Below are 17,128 nucleotides of genomic sequence, written 5' to 3'. Positions count from 1 at the left end.
GGCGTTGTGTCCTTGTGTTAATCCTTGTGGCCGTTATGTTCCTTATTTTTTTAATAGCATGCTCCCTTTACCAAAAACAAATTCACCCTTATCAAAAACTTTTTCACCGGCTAACCAGGTTTGCGCTACCACGCCAAACAACTCTTCTCCAAGATAAGGTGTCAGCTTATGCCGGTGATGGATCATTTCTTCTTTTACAATAAAACTTTTCTCCGGGTTCCAGGCTACCAGGTCAGCATCATAACCTTTTTCAATTTTTCCTTTGCGTTGTTGCAGACCGGGCAGTACAGCCGGCTTTTCACAAAGCCATTTGGCTAGGTCGGTGATGTTGCAATCGTGTTTTCTAGCTGCTGTCCATAAGGCCGGTAATGCAAACTGTATGGAAGAAATGCCACCCCATGCTTTCATAAAATCGGCGGTTGTTAATTCCTTCATACCGGACGGCGCCGGTGAGTGATCGGTAGCCACAAAATCAATGATACCTTCCTTCAATGACTGCCATAGTTTTTCATTATTCTCTTTCTCTCTTATGGGCGGTGCGCATTTGAACACTGTTTGTCCATCTTTAATTTCTTCGGCGCTGAAGTATAAATAATGCTGGCCCGTTTCAACTGTTAACGGCAATCCCTGCCTGCCGGCAGGCAGGCTTTTTTCTTTTGCTTTAACGATTTGCTCAATAGAATCGGCCGATGACAGGTGAACAATATGAGTGCGGCAGTTAAACTCTTCACACAACCGGATCATTAATGCAATGGCATCGTCTTCCCATTTTTTAGGTCGTGATGAAAGATAGTTTTGGTAGAGGCGAGTGGGGAGTGGGGGCTGGGAAATGGGGGTTGACAATTCGCAATGGACCAGTAATGGCAAATCATATTTTGCGATAATTGGCATTGCCTTTCTCAAATCTTCTTCTGTTACATTGGGAAATTCATCAATACCGGAATGGGTGAGAAATGCCTTAAATCCCAGTACTCCTTTTTCTATCAATGGTTCTATCTCCTTTTCATTGCCGGGAATGATGCCTCCCCAAAAACCGCAGTTGCAATGAAGTTTATTTAGTCTGACCGTCTCGGTCTGACCATTTCCGGTCGTCGCCTTTATCTTTTCTTCAAACGCTTTTACCGTTGTTGTCACCGGTGATGAATTCAACGGCATATCGACCAATGTCGTTATACCGCCTGCAATCGCCGCCTTAGTAGCTGTATCAAAACCCTCCCACTCTGTTCTTCCCGGTTCATTGATATGAACATGCGGGTCAACAAGGCCGGGCATCAAAACATTATCACCCGCATCAATTATTGCGAAATCTTTTCCCGGCAACTCATCCGTCACCTCTTCGATCTTTCCATTATTGATGCAAACAAACGCTTTTCGTATCCCATGCGGGGTAACGACACGGTTACTGACTATTGCCGTTCGAAGCATATTTGAAAATTTATTGGAACACTAAGTTCACCACGTTGTGTCCTGTGTGCCCCTGCTTTCCTAAAAATAATCAAAACAATGTTTTACTTTAGGATGAGTTTCACGAAGCTTATATGACCATAAAATAATTTGGCCCGGATGAACGCAAATAAACATAGATAACATTGTTATGAGATATCCATCTGTGTAAATCAGTGTCCATCTGTGGCAAAAAAAATGCCTGTAATCCTCCTCATATTATTCTCCCTTATCCTGGTGATGCTCATCATCACTACTTATCATATCCGTGTCGTATTAAAAAAAAATGAAGCACTGGAAAATGAGCAGGAAAAAACCAGCCGGGTGCAGGCATGGATCTATGCCGCCATTGTACTGACCATCGTCGCCATCATTACCAGTATTTATTTTGTTGTCAAAGGAACACCCTGGGAAGCTCATTTGATGGAATGGCTGAACATTGTGGTGCGGGTAATGCATATCACTTTCGGCATCGCCTGGATCGGCGCCTCGTTTTATTTTGTGTTTTTAGAAAATGCATTGAACCGAACCGAAAACATCCGGGACGAGCTGGCCGGTAATCTCTGGGCCGTACACGGCGGCGGGTTTTATTATTTGGAAAAATACAAGGTAGCACCCAAGACTATTCCCAAACATTTGCACTGGTTCAAGTATGAAGCCTACTTCACCTGGCTCTCCGGTATTGGACTGCTTTTCATTGTTTACTATTTCAATGCATCAGCTATGCTGATCGATCCGGCGGTAATGAAGTTAACCACGCTAGAAGGCATTGCTATCGGCATAGGTTCATTTATCGCAGCCTGGTGTATGTATGATTTGCTTTGTAAATCGCCCCTTCGCAAAAAGCCAATTTTGTTTGCCATTATTGGTACTCTCATATTAATAGCCTTTGCCTGGTTCTATAGCCAGGTTTTTAGTGGCCGTGCGGCTTTTATTCATTTTGGTGCCATGATCGGCAGCATCATGGTGGCGAATGTTTTTTTTGTGATCATCCCGGCACAAAAAGCCATGGTCAACGCTGCTAAACAAGGTCAATTGCCCGATGCGCAAAAGGGAAAGAATGCCTTGTTCCGTTCTATCCACAACAATTATTTTACGCTGCCGGTGTTATTTGTGATGGTCAGCAATCATTTTCCCGGGACGTTCAGCCACACTTATCAATGGATCGTGCTGGCCGCTATCTCTATTGGTAGTGCCGGCATCAAGCATTGGCTCAATCTGCGGGAGCAGGGCCAATTAAGTGTATGGGTAATGCCGGGCTCTGTATTGATATTGCTGGCCGTTGTCTTTGCCACGGCGCCAAAAGCTTCCACGACGAAATGCAGCGAGATCAGTTTTGCCACCGCCAATGCCATCATTCAACAGCGTTGTGTCAGTTGTCATTCCTCTATGCCAACCGATGATGTTTACAAAGTAGCACCTAATGGAGTTAAATATGATACCCCGCAGGAAATAGTTGCCAAAAAAGAATTGATACTGCAGCGGGTGGTATTTACCAAATCAATGCCTCAAAACAATAAAACCAATATGACCCCAGAGGAGCGGGAAATGATCCGGTGCTGGATTGAAGGAGGAGCTAACCCCCAAACCCCCTAAAGGGGGCTTAATACATAACTAGTACTTCTCCCACTGGCACCCTCTTTTATTAAAACATTTTTCTCTATCAAATCCTGTATATCCCGCAGGGCGGTATCATGTGATGCCTTTGTTATTTTGGCCCATTTGGAAGTTGTCAGTTTGCCTTCAAAACCATCCAATATTTTATTGAGCATTAAAACCTGCCTGGTATTAAAAATGGTTGTTGAATGTTGCTTCCAGAAAGCGGCTTTTTTTAATACCGTTGAAAGTATGTCGTCCGAGGCATTCAATGCGCGGCTGAGGCATTGCAGAAACCATTCGAGCCAGGCTGTTATATCAAGGTCACCCTTTTGCGTTTGCTCCAGGATGTCATAGTATGCATTTCTTTCTTTCCGTATTTGTGCACTCATGCTATAAAATCGCTGTGGAGTTCTGTCCGCACGGGCCAGCAACATATCGGCGATAGCTCTTGCCATGCGTCCATTACCATCATCAAAGGGATGAATAGTCACAAACCATAAATGTGCAATAGCAGCCTTTATAACTGCATCAACTTCTTCGTTTGCGTTAAACCATTTAAGGAATTTTTGCATTTCATCCGCTAACAATTCAGCGGCTGGTGCTTCAAAATGTACTTTCTCTCTTCCCAGGGGTCCTGAAACTACCTGCATAGGATCATGAGGTGGATTATCTCTCCAGGCACCAGTTATTATTTTATGCATACCGCTTCTGCCGGTTGGAAAAAGAGCAGCATGCCATCCAAAGAGGCGCTCTTGTGTGAGTGGATCTTTAAAATGTTGGGTGGCATCCAGTATCATTTCTACCACTCCGTCTATATGCCTGTCTACCGGAACCAGTCCTGCTATATCTATTCCCAGCTTTTTGGCGATAGAAGAACGAACCTGGTTGGCATCTAGAAGTTCCCCTTCAATTTCACTGGATTTTAAAACATCCAGCGTTAGGGTTTGTAAGTTTGCTTCCTCCTGCAGTCCAAATCCCAATCGCTCCATTTGACCCAATAGTTTCCCCTGTTGATGCCTCACCTGTGTCAACAATGGATTTAGTTTGGTGCCGTCCCAGGTAAAAAAGGGCCAGTTGGCTAAATGATAAATATAAACCGTCATTCTACGCAAAATATGCGTCGAATATAGGCAATATTTTACGCATTTATTTATAATCTACGCAAAATGTGCGTCAAATAAGCCAATCATTCGACGCACAAGGATTTGTGCTTTACAAATTTTGTATCCTAACTATTTGCATCTCCTTATTTTATCCGTCCTGTTGTTTGCTAACTTTAATCAACAAACTCCTCTCATGAAATACGCCTCACTCCTTATTTTTCTTTTTGGATTTTTTATTATTGCTAAGACCCAATCCACCCAAAAGCCACCCTTACATGGCAAAAACTGGATGGCCATAACCGGCAAACCTTTGGCAGCACAGGCCGGGGCGATGATTTTTCAACAAGGAGGGAATGCCGTTGATGCGGCCTGTGCCATGCTGGCCGCTACCTGTACCATGTGGGATGTGCTGAGCTGGGGCGGTGAAACACAGGCCCTGATCTACAATCCTAAAACAAAAAAAGTCATAGCGATCAATGCACTGGGTTTTGCGCCTTCGGGAGCTACGGCTGAATTTTTCAAAGGCAAGGGTTACAATTTTCCACCCGAATACGGTCCGTTGGCCGCAGTTACTCCCGGCACACCCGGCGGGCTTTGTCATATGCTGGCCGAATATGGCACCATGAGCCTGCAACAGGTGCTGGTACCCGCCATGCAACTGGCAGCCGGCTACCCTATTGATGCGCAGACTGCGAACAGTATTGAAAGAGGAAAAGAAAGGATCAAAGAATGGCCTTATAGCAAAAAAGTATTGCTGACGCATTTGGGTGAAAAAAGAGAAGCGCCGGAAGCAGGGGAGATTTTTGTACAAAAAGAGCTGTTGCAGACACTCACTAAAATGGTAGAAGCCGAGCAACAGGCACTGAAACAAAAGAAAAGCCGCAGGCAGGCTATCATGGCGGCCTATGACCGTTTTTATAAAGGAGATATTGCCAAAGAACTGGTAAGAGGTTGCCGGGAACAGGGCGGGCTGTTTACTATGGAAGACCTGGCCAGGTGGAAGCCTATTGAAGAAGAGCCCATGAAAGTAAATTATCGTGGCATTGATGTTTACAAACTGCAGCAATGGACACAGGGCCCTTCGATGTTACAGGCATTAAACATCCTGGAAAATTTTGATCTCAAAAAAATGGGATACAACAGCACTCAATATATCCATACCGTTTACCAGGCGATGAACCTGGCTTTTGCCGACCGGGATTTTTATTATGGCGATCCCTATTTTCCACCAGTAGAGCCAATACAAGGGTTATTAAATAAAGATTATGCAAAACAGCGGGCAGTCCTTATCAACCCGGAAAAAAATGACGCTGTCGCCGGACCCGGCGATCCTTATCCGTTTGAAGGAAAGACCAACCCCTACCTCGAGCTCTTAAAGAAAAGAGGCTTTGATATGACACCGCCAACCCAGCGCAAAAATTTTATGCCGGCCCATGATACAACTGATCATGCTGCTATAAACATTACTGAAGAATATATGGAGCGTCTCTGGCGGGGTACCACCAGTGTAGAAGCGGCAGATAAAGATGGCTGGGTCGTATCTATCACACCCAGCGGCGGCTGGCTGCCTGCCTGCATTGCCGGCAATACCGGTGTAGGTCTAAGTCAACGGATGCAAAGTTTTGTACTGGATGCTGAATTAAATCCCTTCAACGTAGTGGGGCCAGGCAAGCGGCCAAGGGTAACATTAACTCCGGGGATGGCGCTGAAAGATGGCAAGCCCTTTTTATCCTTTGCCGTGCAGGGCGGTGACACGCAGGACCAAAACCTGTTGCAATTTTTCCTGAACATGGTGGAGTTTGGGATGACGGTACAGCAAGCCGTTGAAGCGGCCAATATCAACAGCAACCAGCTTTGGCTATCACTGGGCGGTACTAAAACAGAAGACCGGAAACCTCAACCCGGCAGTATACTACTCAATAACAGCACTCCTGAAAAAGTGCGGGAAGAATTAAAGAAAATGGGCTATACCTTCAGCTTTGGCAACCGCACCAGCGGCCCGATTAATGCCATTTACTTCGACTGGAAACACGGAACGCTTTGGGGTGGCTCCAGCAATCATGGTGAAGATTACGGAATAGGCTGGTAAGCTGTTACTTTCTGAATATAGCCTGAAAATGATGTTCCCGATTGCAGGTATTAAACTTAATTCCATTTAGAGTCTAACTCACAGGACTTGTATTCCTGGTACACCGGAGCAAAAACTAAACAAGCACCGGCGTTTATTCACTTAATAATATAGGGGTTAATTATTGCTGAGTAGATTTTCAACTACACAAACAATACAGCGAACTCTATTTTTTAGACTCACCAACCGACTCATCTTTGCCCTGCAATCAAAACGATATCCCGGTGCAAACCCGGTTTTCATATTCTTGATTAAGGTTTAAAGGTTGATGATCCAACGGGGCTGTAAGGCCCCGTTTTTTATTGTAACATTGCCATTGATGTAATGCCTCGTGTTTGCAACAGCAGGCTTATCTTTTCTTCCAGTTCCTTCACCCGTTGAGTCATTTTCTTGACTTCATCGAAAATTTTTCCTTTGCTAATAGCACTCCTGATGTAAAGTTTCTCCAGTATTATTTCATGACGTATTTGGCTAATTTGCTGTTCAACATTGTTCATACCAATAGATTTTAAGTTAAAAATTTTAAAGGCTTACCAGTGTTATGAAGAGGGGAATTGTGGACAAACTTGTCTCACCCAGGATAGCTTAGCAGGCGATTTTGTAGGAGGTAACTAAAAAAACCCGGACTGAAAAATATAATTAATAGCCGATTACTTCATCATAGTTATTAAGTAATTTAAGTCAGGACAATACAGCTTCTGCCATTGCAGTAAACCTGGTCATCGGTCTGGCATAATAATAGAAGATAATAAGCCGTGTGGATGGTACTCTGCAAAAGAGAATGCGTTAACAACCCAACAGCCTTGTATCACTAAAAAAATTCCCACCATGCTTTTTCCTATCGGCGATGACAACAGGGACCGGCACAGAACGCCTTATATCACCTGGCTGTTAATTGCACTCAACGTATTTGTGTTTGTGTACTGGCAGGGGCTGGGTAGCAATATCGGCTTCACCTTTGCTTATTCAACCGTGCCGGCAGAAATCCTGGGGGGTGAGGATATTGTGACCGGCGCCAAAATTATCGAGGACCCGATCACCGGTAAACCTATCAGCATGCCGGGCCTGCAGCCTACACCCATCCCGGTTTATTTAACGCTGCTTACTTCCATGTTTATGCATGGTGGCATTGCCCATATTGCCGGCAACATGCTTTTCCTGTGGATTTTTGGCGACAACCTGGAAAATGTGATGGGGCACAAAAAATATTTATTCTTTTATCTTATCTGTGGCGTGCTGGCTGGCCTGGCGCATGTGCTGAGCTCTGCCTGGCTTAATCAGAGTACTCTTGTTCCAAGTCTTGGCGCTTCCGGTGCTATCTCGGGAGTAATGGGTGGCTATATATTGATGTTTCCCCGCCGCCGGGTGCATGTATGGTTTTTGTTCAGCATCCTGTCACTACCCGCTTTTATAGTAGTAGGTCTTTGGTTTGTGTTCCAGGTGATCAATGGCATGGGCATGCTGGGTGGTGAAGAAGCTGCCGGCGGTGTGGCTTATGCAGCGCATATTGGTGGTTTTATTGCGGGTCTTTTGCTGGTTAAGTTTTTTGTCGGCAAACCGGCACCTGCTCCCACCAAAACAAGATCTTCCTGGTGAGATTTTAGAACGTATTTTAGAACGCAGATATGTTACGATAGTGATGATTGTCGCTGAATTTACCTTAGTAAACGTGAGTTTTGGGTCTTCCCCTCATCCGCCGCGGCGGATGATTCGTGGGGTAAAAGTATCAAGAGAAAGGCACGAGGCGTTCCTTCGGAACGCTTGGTGCATTTTATCTATGAGCCGTTACCCATGATTTGTTCCTACGGAACAATTTAGCAAACTGATTATCTGTGAAAAAAATCCAAAACTCACGTTAGTAAATCATCATAATCAGCGTTATCAGCGTTCTGCATTTGCCAACAAAACCTTTTACTGCCCTTATACCTGTTTACCTTGTGATTCACTTTCCGGTGGAAGAGAGGACCTTAACGCCGGATATAATCTCTTTTTGGCAAGCCACTGTAAAACCGACGCTTTGACTTTCGGCCATTGCGCATCCATTTTCGTTTTCACCCATTTGGAAATGATTTCAAAAACAATAAAACCGATCACCAGCGACACGATCCATTCCAGGTTGCTATAGGTTTTTTTATCCAGCATGGTTTTATGCGAGGTGAGTCCCCATAAATTTTTGATGCTGCGGGTGGCAAAATAATGCGATACCAGCCGGGTAGAAGCCATACCGATGGCAAAGCCTAAAAAGTTGCCGAGAAAATTGTTGTAGAGGTATTGAACAAACTTTTGCAAAAGGTTTTTCATAAATGGATTTAAGTGACTTTATAATGCCAGGTCCTTTCGGGGTTTAAGATACCACAATAGCAAGATAGGGCACAATAGTAAAAACACATAGGGTGTATGGCAAATCGTGGATTAACCACAGAGGTTCACAGAGTTTATCACAGGGGACACAGAGGATTTCTATGTATCCGATGGCCATGGAAAAACTGTGCTGTATAAATGCTTGAAGGTTTACAAATTGCCTTCCGGGATCTTTCCTTTTTGCAAGTCTTTTACCTGTTCCGGGCTGAAAGGAGCATCGAATAATTCGGGTGAAACATGACAGCAGCGGAACAGCTCACCGATAAAATGCATCCGCTCCGGCAGGCTGGCCCAGTCTTCGGCGCCGCTTTCCAGCAGGCTGCCCGGGGTGGGATCGGTTTGTTGCAACAATGCCAGCAGGTCGGCATTGCAAAGCTGTTTCAATATGTCAGGGTAAGAAAGCGAAAGGTCAAGCCCCAATCTTAACCGCCTGTCCTGTGGAATGGTGAGTGTCATCAGGTGCAGCGTCAAAGTACGACGAAGATGGTATTGCACACGTTGCAGCAATGATTCAACGGCCTCGTCGAGCAAACCGGTTTGCCGCAACAACTGTTTCATCCACCCCATGAAGCGGGAGCGGAAGCTGATGCCGGCCCGCAGTTCTTCCAGCAATTGGGTTTTTAGTTCCTGTGCATCAAAGCCGGCATTGAGTGCTTCGGCAATTTCCGGTTGCAGGCGGGTTTGTTCATGAAAACCGATTTGCAGGTTGGCCAGCAGGTTGAGTTCTGTTTTTTGCTGCGGGTCGGTTTCAAACAAGGCAAGATAATAACAGCGGAAAGCCCGGCGCAAATAATCCTGTCCTTCGGGTGCTGGTCCCGGCAGTAGCGATTCGCAAAAGCGATCGATATGTGCGGGATCGTAGCTGGTATCATTAAAACATTCGCTCATGAAGCGGGCAAATTCCCGGGCTATTTCTTCAAATACTTTTTTATTGCCGCGGCTCACCGCCTCGCTGGCCGTATTGGCTGCGGAGGATAACACGATTCCAAAGGCCGATTGACGAAGCTGGTCCAGCCGTTGTTTGGCCCCGGCTTGTTTTGCCAGTTCCGCCACGAGTGAAAGAGCGGCTTCGATCTCCGGCTCTTTTTGCAGCAGGGCTGCCAGTGACTGTTTCAAATCTTGTTCGCGGATGGTTTGGCCGGCCTGTTTGGACGCCCAGGTGGCAAAGCTGCACCAGTTGGACACGGGACCCATACGTTGAGCAAAGGCTGTGGACAGTTCTGAATAGCATTGGGTGATTGTGAGGTTACGCAAAACCGGTTCAGCCAGTGATGCAATGCGATCTGTTTCTGCTGTTGTTGCGGCATTAGGAAAAGACATGACCGGGAGATGATTTTTTGAAGAAGCAGTTGGTTGATTGTTTCTGCAAGTTAATTATAACGTAAGGAAAATTTCTATCCGTGAAGCAGGGCCCGGCTTTACTAAATACATAAGATACAATTGGCCAATTGCTTTACATAGGAAACCCATGTTGTTCGTTCGTTCTTATCCTGTCAGGCGGTAATACGCTGAATATGTAAAAGAACTTTGCCTGGTCTCAAAGTAAGCAAAGGCTTCATTTCCGGTATTTGTCCTGTTGAGCTAATCCGGAACTTCTTTAAAAACGAAAAAATAAAAAATGACATTTCAACCACTGCAAAATTATTACCGATACACATTCTCGGTCCTGCCCCGAATGGAAAATAATTTTTTGATTTCGCAACTTTGGTATCAGTAATAAATCGTTCGGGTTTAAATTTCAGTTCTTCATCCCAAAGACTTTTATCCCTGTGCAACCCAAAAAAGAAAGGTATGATAATGGTATTTTTAGGAAATGAGAATTCTTCAAACGCATCGTCTTCTATTGCAACCCGTTCTGTCATCCATGCCGCAGGGTACAAACGCATGGCTTCGTCTATTGTTGCTTTAAGATATTCATTATTCAAACATTCATAGATAGTGCTTTCGTCAAATGAAGCCGTCAGTTTCTGAAGGACTTCTTTATTGGCAGAAAGCAAGTATAACAGCCACGAAAGGGTGTTTGCTGTAGTTTCATGTCCTGCAAAAATAAGAATCACGACTTCATCTACGATCTGTTCACTAGTCATCGCTTCGCCTGTATCTTCATATTTACTTTTTAAAAGCATATCTAACAAATCAGTATAACTTTCATCGCTTGCTTTTCGTTCATTAATTATTCCTGTGATAATTTCTCTTAACCTTTTGGCCTTTTTAAGTTGACTATTTTTTGTCCCTGTAAATGGGTAAAAAAACCTTCGGAATGGTTGGTTTATATCTGTGATCAGGAAGTCCTGGAGTTCTGTAAAAATCTGGCTAAGTTCTTCCATTATCCGGGAAGATAACTTTATGTCAAACAGTGATTGTATTAAAACATTAAAAGAAAGCTGCTGAACCAGTGGATAAATGTCAACGCTTTCACCCGTTGGAAATTTTAAGAGAAAATCATCAATGGACCTGATAATTATACCATACAGGCCCTGCAGCTTCTCCCGGTGAAATGCTGGTTGTATTAACCGTCTTTGTCTTAGCCAGTAATCTCCATTTGAAAAAAGAAGCCCCTTGCCAAAAAGTTCAACCGCCCGTTCTGTAGATAATTCAGATTTCTTATAGTTTCTGTGATTTTCTTTTAAAATGTAATTAATGAAGTTTGGATTTTGTGTTAGAATGATCTTCCTGTTGGTACGCAATGCTGCTGAATAAGTGCCTGAAAAGGCGTCCATACTTTTTGAAATAAATTTTACCGGGTTATTTAGAAACTCGTTTGAGTGTAGCATCGTCTGAAATAAGGAATATCCAACAGGCAGGTTGTACTTTTTCTTTTTGATACCCATTTTCAAATTTAATTATTGTGTCCAGACTGTGTATAATAATTTGTCACTTTACAAATCGCAGGGCATTCGTGGCATGATGCACAACACGTCGATTGATGTTAGATGCAACATATACAAAATTGCACCATTGGAAAATTAAGCAGTTGATGTTATATATTTTGGTTTGTCATTAGGGCAATCCCCCTGCAAGTAAAGTGTGGTAGGAAACCATCAGCTTAGAAACTGCGAAGTCGGAGGCTTCAGAGCGGACTGTGTATTTCAGAAAGTCTTTTTGCAAGACTGCAATTGCTGGTTTTGCCAGCCTCTTTGAGGCTGCTGCGGAGATACACCCGATAGCTATCGGGGCTCTCCGTATTACTTGTTCCGACACTTCGGAAACCATTTCAGCGTTTTTTATTTATTCAACATTCTCAGGACAACGGGGGTAGCTGTATGATTTTTTTTCTATTCATCTATTTAATCTTGTCTGAAAAAAATTCTCTGATGTCATTTACCAGCAAGGCAGGAACTTCCATTGCCGGAAAATGGCAACCTTTATCATAAAAAGTCCATCTGTCTGGTTCACCCATGAATGAAGTCAATTTTTTCAATAAAGATTCATCTTCTTTTTTTCCAAAACAAGCTATTGCCGATTGAACTTTTGGAGGAGTCCATTGATTGGCTTCCTGTGAATGATCGCTGCCCCAATTGAAAGCCATACTCATATTTTCGGCAAGAATCTCTGCACTTGATGCACCTGATTGATTGAACCAGTATAGTGAAACATTCGTCAGGATCTGGTCTATATCAATCGCATCTTCCGGTAAATGTTTATCCTCGTCTGACCACTCTTTATATTTTTCAAGTACCCAGGCCAATTGTGCGATCGGGCTATCTGATAATGCAATGCCAATGGTATGTGGTCTTGTTGATTGTATTTCTAAATACGCTGTTCCATCTTTTTTGTATTGTTTCATTCGTTCTAAACGCATGTTTTCTTCATTTGTAAAAAATGAATGATCTGAAGGAAACATTCCAAGCCCTGCAACTGCAAAAAAATCTGAATTGATATGTGTTCCAATTAAGTTATATGCCGCAACGCCTGACATGATACCAACAATGCCGGCACCCATATCGCCACCATGAACGGCAAACTTCTCATAACCCAGTTCCTTCATCAATGTTGCGAATGCAGTTGCAATCCTGATCATATTCCACCCTTTGTCTTTTACCGGCGTTGAAAAACCAAAACCGGGAATAGAAGGAATAACCAAATCAAAAGCAATTTGGTCTTCAGTTTGTGGATTGGTAAGTGGTTCGATCAGCTTGATAAAATCTGCAAATGAACCCGGCCAGCCATGAATAAGCATCAGAGGTGTGGCATTTGGTTTAGTTGATTTAATATGTAAATAATGGATAGTTTGCCCGTCAATTTCCGTGATGAATTGCGGATATTGATTGAGGATGACCTCTTGCTTTTTCCAATCAAATTTGTTTAGCCAATAGTCTGCTGCTTTTTTTAAATACTCCACCGGCACCCCTTTCTCCCAGTTATTATCAATTGTTGAATTAACCCACCGGGCATTAGCAAGTCTTTGACGGAGGTATTCAATATCTCTGTCTTGAATTTGAATTGTGAACTTTTGCATGATTGTAGAATTTTAATCGTTTGTTGAAACAAAATTCGTAGTCACACAATTCTGAAACGATAACAATTGTTAAGAAATGCTATCGCCTGTTTCTAATTCTGCTTAAAGAAACAGAAGTAATACCCAAAAAAGAGGCTATATAATGCTGCGGTACTCTTTGAAGGATTTTTGGGTATTGCTCTAATAGCTCTTTATATCGTTCTTCCGGGCTGTTTTTTATCCTGGACAGAAAGAGTTTTTCGATGTATAAAAGTCGTTGAATAGTTTGTTCTTCGATGTCTTGTTTAATTAAGGGCGAATTTTCAATGATTGTAAAATAGTCTGCTTTAGTAAGTGAATGTACGATAGATGATTCCAGGCTTTCAATTGAATAAAGGCTTGGTTGATTATACCGGAAACTTTCGGCAGATGAAATAGCCTCACCCTCAAAGAAAAATTGAAAGGTAATATCTGTACCATCATTATTGAAAGAGAGCCGAAAGCAACCTTTTTCAATGAAGTAAATTTTTTTAGCGATTTCTCCTTCTTTCAGTAAAATTGTTTTTGCCGAAACCTCTTCCCGTTTGAATAAGTGGCTGAATTTTTCCCATTCTAACTGTATGCCTGTTGTTTGGCTACTCATTAATTTCTAAAGATGGTTTTTTTACAAAAGTAGATTTGTCAAAATATAGCGGGTAACACGCTGATTGCTTTTATTACCTGTAATATATAAAAAATTGCACCGTTGAAAATTAAGTTGATGTTATACATTTGGATTGTCGTTAAGACAATCCACCCTGCAATAAAGTATGATTTGAATCCATCAGCATATAAACTGCGAAGTCGGCTTCAGAGCGGACTGAGTATTTCAGAAAATATTTTTGCAGGATTGTAATTGCTGGTTTTGACAGCGTCTTTAAGACTGCTGCGGAGATACACAGAATCTATCGGGTCTCCGCACTACTTGTTCCGACACTTCGGAAACCATGCAGCTTTTTTATTTATTCAACATTCTCAGGACAACGGGGGGAGTATCGTAGAACTACTAATCTGATATAGTTTTCATACACTGGTCATACAGCATCTATACTCCATCCATACAGTATCCATACACTGTGAACGCTTTTAGTACGCCTTTGAGTGGGCTTTGACTGGGCTTTGAGTGGGAGTAACGGGGAAGTGGGGGTGGCTAGTGGGGAGTGGCATGTAGGGTGCGTGAGGGCGGGTCTGAAAAAACTTTACAGGCTGGCAGGTTCATTCGTGATTGTACCGGGAAAGGCCGTGATGATCTTACCGCCGGCATCGGTGAGAATGGTAATGAGACTAGCGGGTTGACCATTTTTGTCAAAGCCGATGGGTTGTTCTGTCCGTATGACCCGCTGGAAATTGGATGAACCATTGACAGGCGTAACCGGTAATGAATGAGCTTCGCGGATGTGGTGCAATATTTCTGCTACAGGAATATGAAACTTGCCGGTGTGCGGATAGCGGGGGATTTTGTAGTAATGCCTTTCCAGGATATGGGCCAGGGAGGTGATGCAGAGGTAATAGTTTTTGCGAAGGAGTTTCTTTTTATCGGGCAGCGGTAGCTGCCTTAGTATTTCTTTGACCATATCATCTACCCATACCTGGGTGTCTGCCATCAGGAAAATGAGTTTGAGCCATTCGGCTTCGTTGAAATGTAACTGGTGTTTTGTATAGTTGAGATTGGTATCCATGGCTGGCAGTAGCTGCTATTTTTCGTTGTTTTGTTCAGCGGTTGTTTTGTCTAATACGGATTGACGGTCCTTCCATTTACGGCGGGGCCTGTGTGGTTCGGGTTGAATGCGTACTTCAATGAGATGAGCGGACTCGATGAGCTTATTGAGATGGATGTAAATGAGCAGCGTACTTTGGGAATTGTCGAATTCATCGAACGGGATATCGGACAGCGCATGATACAGTAAGTCTTTAATGACTTTTTTCCATCGATCTATGTTGAGGTAACGGGTAAATTTTTCCAGTGCTTTGTAAGGATCAAGAAATTCCTTTTTGCTGAGGTGACGCGGGAAAAAATCCCAGGGTGTATCAGCTAAATGACAACCACAGTAGCTATCGTAAGCTGTAAGCGACCAGCAATTGCTGCTGACGGCTTTATCGAGTATTACTTCGGGACGGTGATCGAAGGTGTTGATGATGGTATATACCGCTTCGATCAGTTCATCGATCTTTTCCGAGAAATAGAGCACATCACAAGGCGGGGTGCCTTGCCAAATCTTACCTGAATCGGCGGTTTTGATGAGCCGTTTTAACAATGAGCGGGTATTGACGAAATCGTAGCAATCAAAGAAAGCGTGGATGGTTTGGTAAGGAGGAGTCATAGTTTAAGGTTTGAGGTTTATGGGGGAGGCAATTTTGTTATACTTATTGTATAAGAGAAATACTGCCTGATAAAACAGCCTGGTGTACTCGTAAAAGAAAATAATGTTGTGCCGGTCTTTGACATTTTGTACTTCCATCTCCTCATTGGTGAGGGTGCCGACTGTGAGCATCCATAATTCTTTGTTGATACCAGTCATATCGAAGAAGCTGAAATACTCATTAATAATATCCCAGGCAGCTTGTTTTGTCTTTGCGTCTTTAAGCTGTTGCTCAAGTTTGATGAGGAATGGAGGTAATGCACTCATGTGGAAAATCTCCTTAGGAATTATAAATATACGTCATATAAGCATATTAATACAAGTTTATAGGATTATTTTCTCCCTTATTAGGAGAATTTCCAACCGAACGTAATTCTAATAAGTCTTTATTTTTCAGGACTAAGAATTGGATTATGGCTAAGAAAGTCGTTGAAAAAAAGATTTTTAATAGAATTAAAGCAGTTATTGCGGAAAAAGGAAAGACCAATAATTGGTTAGCCGATCAATTAGGTATGAATCCAAATACGGTTTCAAAATGGTGTACAAATCAAATGCAGCCTACCGTCGAAACCTTGTTTGCTATAGCAAGGGAACTTGATGTTGATGTGCGGGAGTTGTTGGTGAAGTCGAAGTAAATTTCAGCGAAAATTTATGGTGGTAAAAATTAGTTTCTAATTGGGTTTAAAATAAATGGCATTTGGATGATTACTCTATAGGATAAGGTTTAATATTTATTTATTTATTTCTTTCTTATTACTTTTTGGAACTGCAATTGCATCCTTTGGACAAAAGGCCATTAACCTGAAGACGTCAGTAAACATGTAGGCCATAGTGTAAAAGTGTTCGGAATAGCCCGACATTTATTAATAATGGTGGCACCTATCCAAACCAATTACTTGCCATAGTTATATGGGGTGATTTAAGGAAGATGTGAAAGGATTGAGCTATATAAGGGGATGGAGTAGATTGTAGCTAATAAAAGGAAACGGCTTACAATTAAATGATAACCATTTCAGATTTCATTTTAAAAAGAAGGTCAGCCAAAATTCTAGCCTCCTTGTCGCTTTTATCGTTTAAAATCACCTCACTTATCTTTTTATTCAAGCGCAGCAAAAAATAATTAGAAATTTCATAAAACGGAAACCTATAGTCTAACATATCGCAGAATGCAGCTGCTGTTAGTTCAACTAAAGTGTTTTTATAGGATTTTATCACAGCTATATTAACGCCTTGGCTAATCATCCTTTTATCATTTTCCACTTCTGACATTTCCGTTGGAAGACTTCCAAATCCAACTGAATGAATAATATTTGAAAATCTAAACGTCGCCTTTAAAAAAAGACTAGAATAACATGAAAGACAAAATAAATATTTATTTCCAAAGATTTTGATGTTGGCTCGATCGATTAGTTTCTTTCTGGGGAAATGAGGGCCCTCAGCACCAAATAAACAGTCGTCTTCACCATGGCCCATGAACAAAACTATAGATTCGTCAGGTAGATTTTCTATAAAATCTATAGAAGATGAGTGGGATTTTTCATCGGGATAAATTTTAGTAAGTTGAATACTTTCTGGACCAAACCTAGATCTTATAATTTCTGGTATTCTAACCAAGAATTGAGTGGTTTCGTCTTGTGGATAAATAATATGTAACATG

At 42.5% G+C, this 17,128-nt stretch carries 16 protein-coding genes; 4 read left to right on the top strand and 12 right to left on the bottom strand.

Annotated features, from left to right (window positions below; genetic code table 11):
* Positions 1 to 42: 42 nt before the first annotated feature.
* The gene (gene allB, locus ACFEL9_RS15225; protein ID WP_385891674.1) at positions 43 to 1,425 is read right to left on the bottom strand and encodes an allantoinase AllB; all 1,383 of its coding nucleotides are present in this window, start codon (positions 1,423 to 1,425) and stop codon (positions 43 to 45) included.
* Positions 1,426 to 1,641: 216 nt separating this feature from the next.
* On the opposite strand from allB, the gene ACFEL9_RS15220 reads away from it, so the two are divergent.
* On the top strand, positions 1,642 to 3,039 hold the full coding sequence (locus ACFEL9_RS15220) for a urate hydroxylase PuuD (RefSeq protein WP_385891671.1): 1,398 nt from the start codon (positions 1,642 to 1,644) through the stop codon (positions 3,037 to 3,039).
* Here the strand turns inward: ACFEL9_RS15220 and ACFEL9_RS15215 are convergent.
* The gene (locus tag ACFEL9_RS15215) at positions 3,036 to 4,145 is read right to left on the bottom strand and encodes a Fic family protein (protein ID WP_385891669.1); all 1,110 of its coding nucleotides are present in this window, start codon (positions 4,143 to 4,145) and stop codon (positions 3,036 to 3,038) included. The genes ACFEL9_RS15220 and ACFEL9_RS15215 overlap by 4 nt on opposite strands.
* 193 nt (positions 4,146 to 4,338) lie before the next feature.
* Here ACFEL9_RS15215 and ACFEL9_RS15210 point away from each other — a divergent pair, with 193 nt between their 5' ends.
* A complete protein-coding gene (locus ACFEL9_RS15210) occupies positions 4,339 to 6,234 on the top strand; it encodes a gamma-glutamyltransferase family protein (RefSeq protein ID WP_385891666.1) in 1,896 nt (631 codons plus the stop codon).
* 338 nt (positions 6,235 to 6,572) lie between these two features.
* On the opposite strand, the gene ACFEL9_RS15205 is transcribed toward ACFEL9_RS15210, so the two are convergent.
* Entirely contained in the window at positions 6,573 to 6,770 is a 198-nt protein-coding gene (locus ACFEL9_RS15205) for a hypothetical protein (protein ID WP_385891664.1), read from the bottom strand.
* Positions 6,771 to 7,101: 331 nt separating this feature from the next.
* Here ACFEL9_RS15205 and ACFEL9_RS15200 point away from each other — a divergent pair, with 331 nt between their 5' ends.
* Positions 7,102 to 7,869 (top strand): rhomboid family intramembrane serine protease, encoded by a 768-nt coding sequence (locus tag ACFEL9_RS15200; protein ID WP_385891661.1) that lies wholly within the window; start codon positions 7,102 to 7,104, stop codon positions 7,867 to 7,869.
* Between the two features lie 324 nt (positions 7,870 to 8,193).
* On the opposite strand, the gene ACFEL9_RS15195 is transcribed toward ACFEL9_RS15200, so the two are convergent.
* The 8 genes from ACFEL9_RS15195 to ACFEL9_RS15160 all read right to left on the bottom strand — a co-directional run bounded on the left by ACFEL9_RS15195 (position 8,194) and on the right by ACFEL9_RS15160 (position 15,738).
* Positions 8,194 to 8,574 carry a hypothetical protein gene (locus tag ACFEL9_RS15195; RefSeq protein WP_385891658.1) on the bottom strand — a complete coding sequence of 127 codons (381 nt, stop codon included), beginning with the start codon at positions 8,572 to 8,574 and terminating at the stop codon, positions 8,194 to 8,196.
* Positions 8,575 to 8,784: 210 nt separating this feature from the next.
* Positions 8,785 to 9,954, bottom strand: a complete 1,170-nt coding sequence (locus ACFEL9_RS15190; RefSeq protein WP_385891655.1) for a hypothetical protein — start codon at positions 9,952 to 9,954, stop codon at positions 8,785 to 8,787.
* Between the two features lie 173 nt (positions 9,955 to 10,127).
* A complete protein-coding gene (locus ACFEL9_RS15185) occupies positions 10,128 to 11,465 on the bottom strand; it encodes a cytochrome P450 (RefSeq protein ID WP_385891653.1) in 1,338 nt (445 codons plus the stop codon).
* A 452-nt stretch (positions 11,466 to 11,917) separates the two neighbouring features.
* Complete coding sequence (locus ACFEL9_RS15180) at positions 11,918 to 13,093, bottom strand: epoxide hydrolase family protein (protein WP_385891650.1); 1,176 nt, start codon at positions 13,091 to 13,093, stop codon at positions 11,918 to 11,920.
* 79 nt (positions 13,094 to 13,172) lie between these two features.
* Positions 13,173 to 13,715: a Crp/Fnr family transcriptional regulator gene (locus ACFEL9_RS15175; protein ID WP_385891648.1), complete on the bottom strand. Its 543-nt coding sequence runs from the start codon at positions 13,713 to 13,715 to the stop codon at positions 13,173 to 13,175.
* Between the two features lie 595 nt (positions 13,716 to 14,310).
* The gene (locus tag ACFEL9_RS15170; protein WP_385891646.1) at positions 14,311 to 14,790 is read right to left on the bottom strand and encodes a hypothetical protein; all 480 of its coding nucleotides are present in this window, start codon (positions 14,788 to 14,790) and stop codon (positions 14,311 to 14,313) included.
* Positions 14,791 to 14,805: 15 nt separating this feature from the next.
* Positions 14,806 to 15,432, bottom strand: a complete 627-nt coding sequence (locus ACFEL9_RS15165) for a hypothetical protein (protein ID WP_385891644.1) — start codon at positions 15,430 to 15,432, stop codon at positions 14,806 to 14,808.
* Between the two features lie 3 nt (positions 15,433 to 15,435).
* Positions 15,436 to 15,738, bottom strand: coding sequence for a hypothetical protein (locus ACFEL9_RS15160; RefSeq protein WP_385891641.1), 303 nt, complete (start codon positions 15,736 to 15,738; stop codon positions 15,436 to 15,438).
* A gap of 146 nt (positions 15,739 to 15,884) precedes the next feature.
* Here ACFEL9_RS15160 and ACFEL9_RS15155 point away from each other — a divergent pair, with 146 nt between their 5' ends.
* A complete protein-coding gene (locus tag ACFEL9_RS15155; protein ID WP_385891638.1) occupies positions 15,885 to 16,106 on the top strand; it encodes a helix-turn-helix domain-containing protein in 222 nt (73 codons plus the stop codon).
* 361 nt (positions 16,107 to 16,467) lie between these two features.
* Here the strand turns inward: ACFEL9_RS15155 and ACFEL9_RS15150 are convergent, their stop codons facing one another.
* Positions 16,468 to 17,127, bottom strand: a complete 660-nt coding sequence (locus ACFEL9_RS15150; RefSeq protein ID WP_385891635.1) for a hypothetical protein — start codon at positions 17,125 to 17,127, stop codon at positions 16,468 to 16,470.
* Between the last annotated feature and the right edge of the window lies 1 nt (position 17,128).

The organism is Terrimonas alba, from assembly GCF_042434975.1.
GTDB classification, from domain to species: Bacteria; Bacteroidota; Bacteroidia; order Chitinophagales; family Chitinophagaceae; genus Terrimonas_B; species Terrimonas_B alba.
Note: the sequence above shows the minus strand (reverse complement) of the source record. Positions and strands in the feature narration are given on the sequence as shown.

Coding starts and splice junctions, on each gene's coding strand:
- ACFEL9_RS15175 (WP_385891648.1), bottom strand. CDS start 13,715: ATGAGTAGCCAAACAACAGGCATACAGTTAGAATGGGAAAAATTCAGC.
- ACFEL9_RS15180 (WP_385891650.1), bottom strand. CDS start 13,093: ATGCAAAAGTTCACAATTCAAATTCAAGACAGAGATATTGAATACCTC.
- ACFEL9_RS15190 (WP_385891655.1), bottom strand. CDS start 9,954: ATGTCTTTTCCTAATGCCGCAACAACAGCAGAAACAGATCGCATTGCA.
- ACFEL9_RS15170 (WP_385891646.1), bottom strand. CDS start 14,790: ATGGATACCAATCTCAACTATACAAAACACCAGTTACATTTCAACGAA.
- ACFEL9_RS15155 (WP_385891638.1), top strand. CDS start 15,885: ATGGCTAAGAAAGTCGTTGAAAAAAAGATTTTTAATAGAATTAAAGCA.
- ACFEL9_RS15210 (WP_385891666.1), top strand. CDS start 4,339: ATGAAATACGCCTCACTCCTTATTTTTCTTTTTGGATTTTTTATTATT.
- ACFEL9_RS15205 (WP_385891664.1), bottom strand. CDS start 6,770: ATGAACAATGTTGAACAGCAAATTAGCCAAATACGTCATGAAATAATA.
- ACFEL9_RS15200 (WP_385891661.1), top strand. CDS start 7,102: ATGCTTTTTCCTATCGGCGATGACAACAGGGACCGGCACAGAACGCCT.
- ACFEL9_RS15160 (WP_385891641.1), bottom strand. CDS start 15,738: ATGAGTGCATTACCTCCATTCCTCATCAAACTTGAGCAACAGCTTAAA.
- ACFEL9_RS15195 (WP_385891658.1), bottom strand. CDS start 8,574: ATGAAAAACCTTTTGCAAAAGTTTGTTCAATACCTCTACAACAATTTT.
- ACFEL9_RS15185 (WP_385891653.1), bottom strand. CDS start 11,465: ATGGGTATCAAAAAGAAAAAGTACAACCTGCCTGTTGGATATTCCTTA.
- allB (WP_385891674.1), bottom strand. CDS start 1,425: ATGCTTCGAACGGCAATAGTCAGTAACCGTGTCGTTACCCCGCATGGG.
- ACFEL9_RS15150 (WP_385891635.1), bottom strand. CDS start 17,127: ATGTTACATATTATTTATCCACAAGACGAAACCACTCAATTCTTGGTT.
- ACFEL9_RS15215 (WP_385891669.1), bottom strand. CDS start 4,145: ATGACGGTTTATATTTATCATTTAGCCAACTGGCCCTTTTTTACCTGG.
- ACFEL9_RS15165 (WP_385891644.1), bottom strand. CDS start 15,432: ATGACTCCTCCTTACCAAACCATCCACGCTTTCTTTGATTGCTACGAT.
- ACFEL9_RS15220 (WP_385891671.1), top strand. CDS start 1,642: ATGCCTGTAATCCTCCTCATATTATTCTCCCTTATCCTGGTGATGCTC.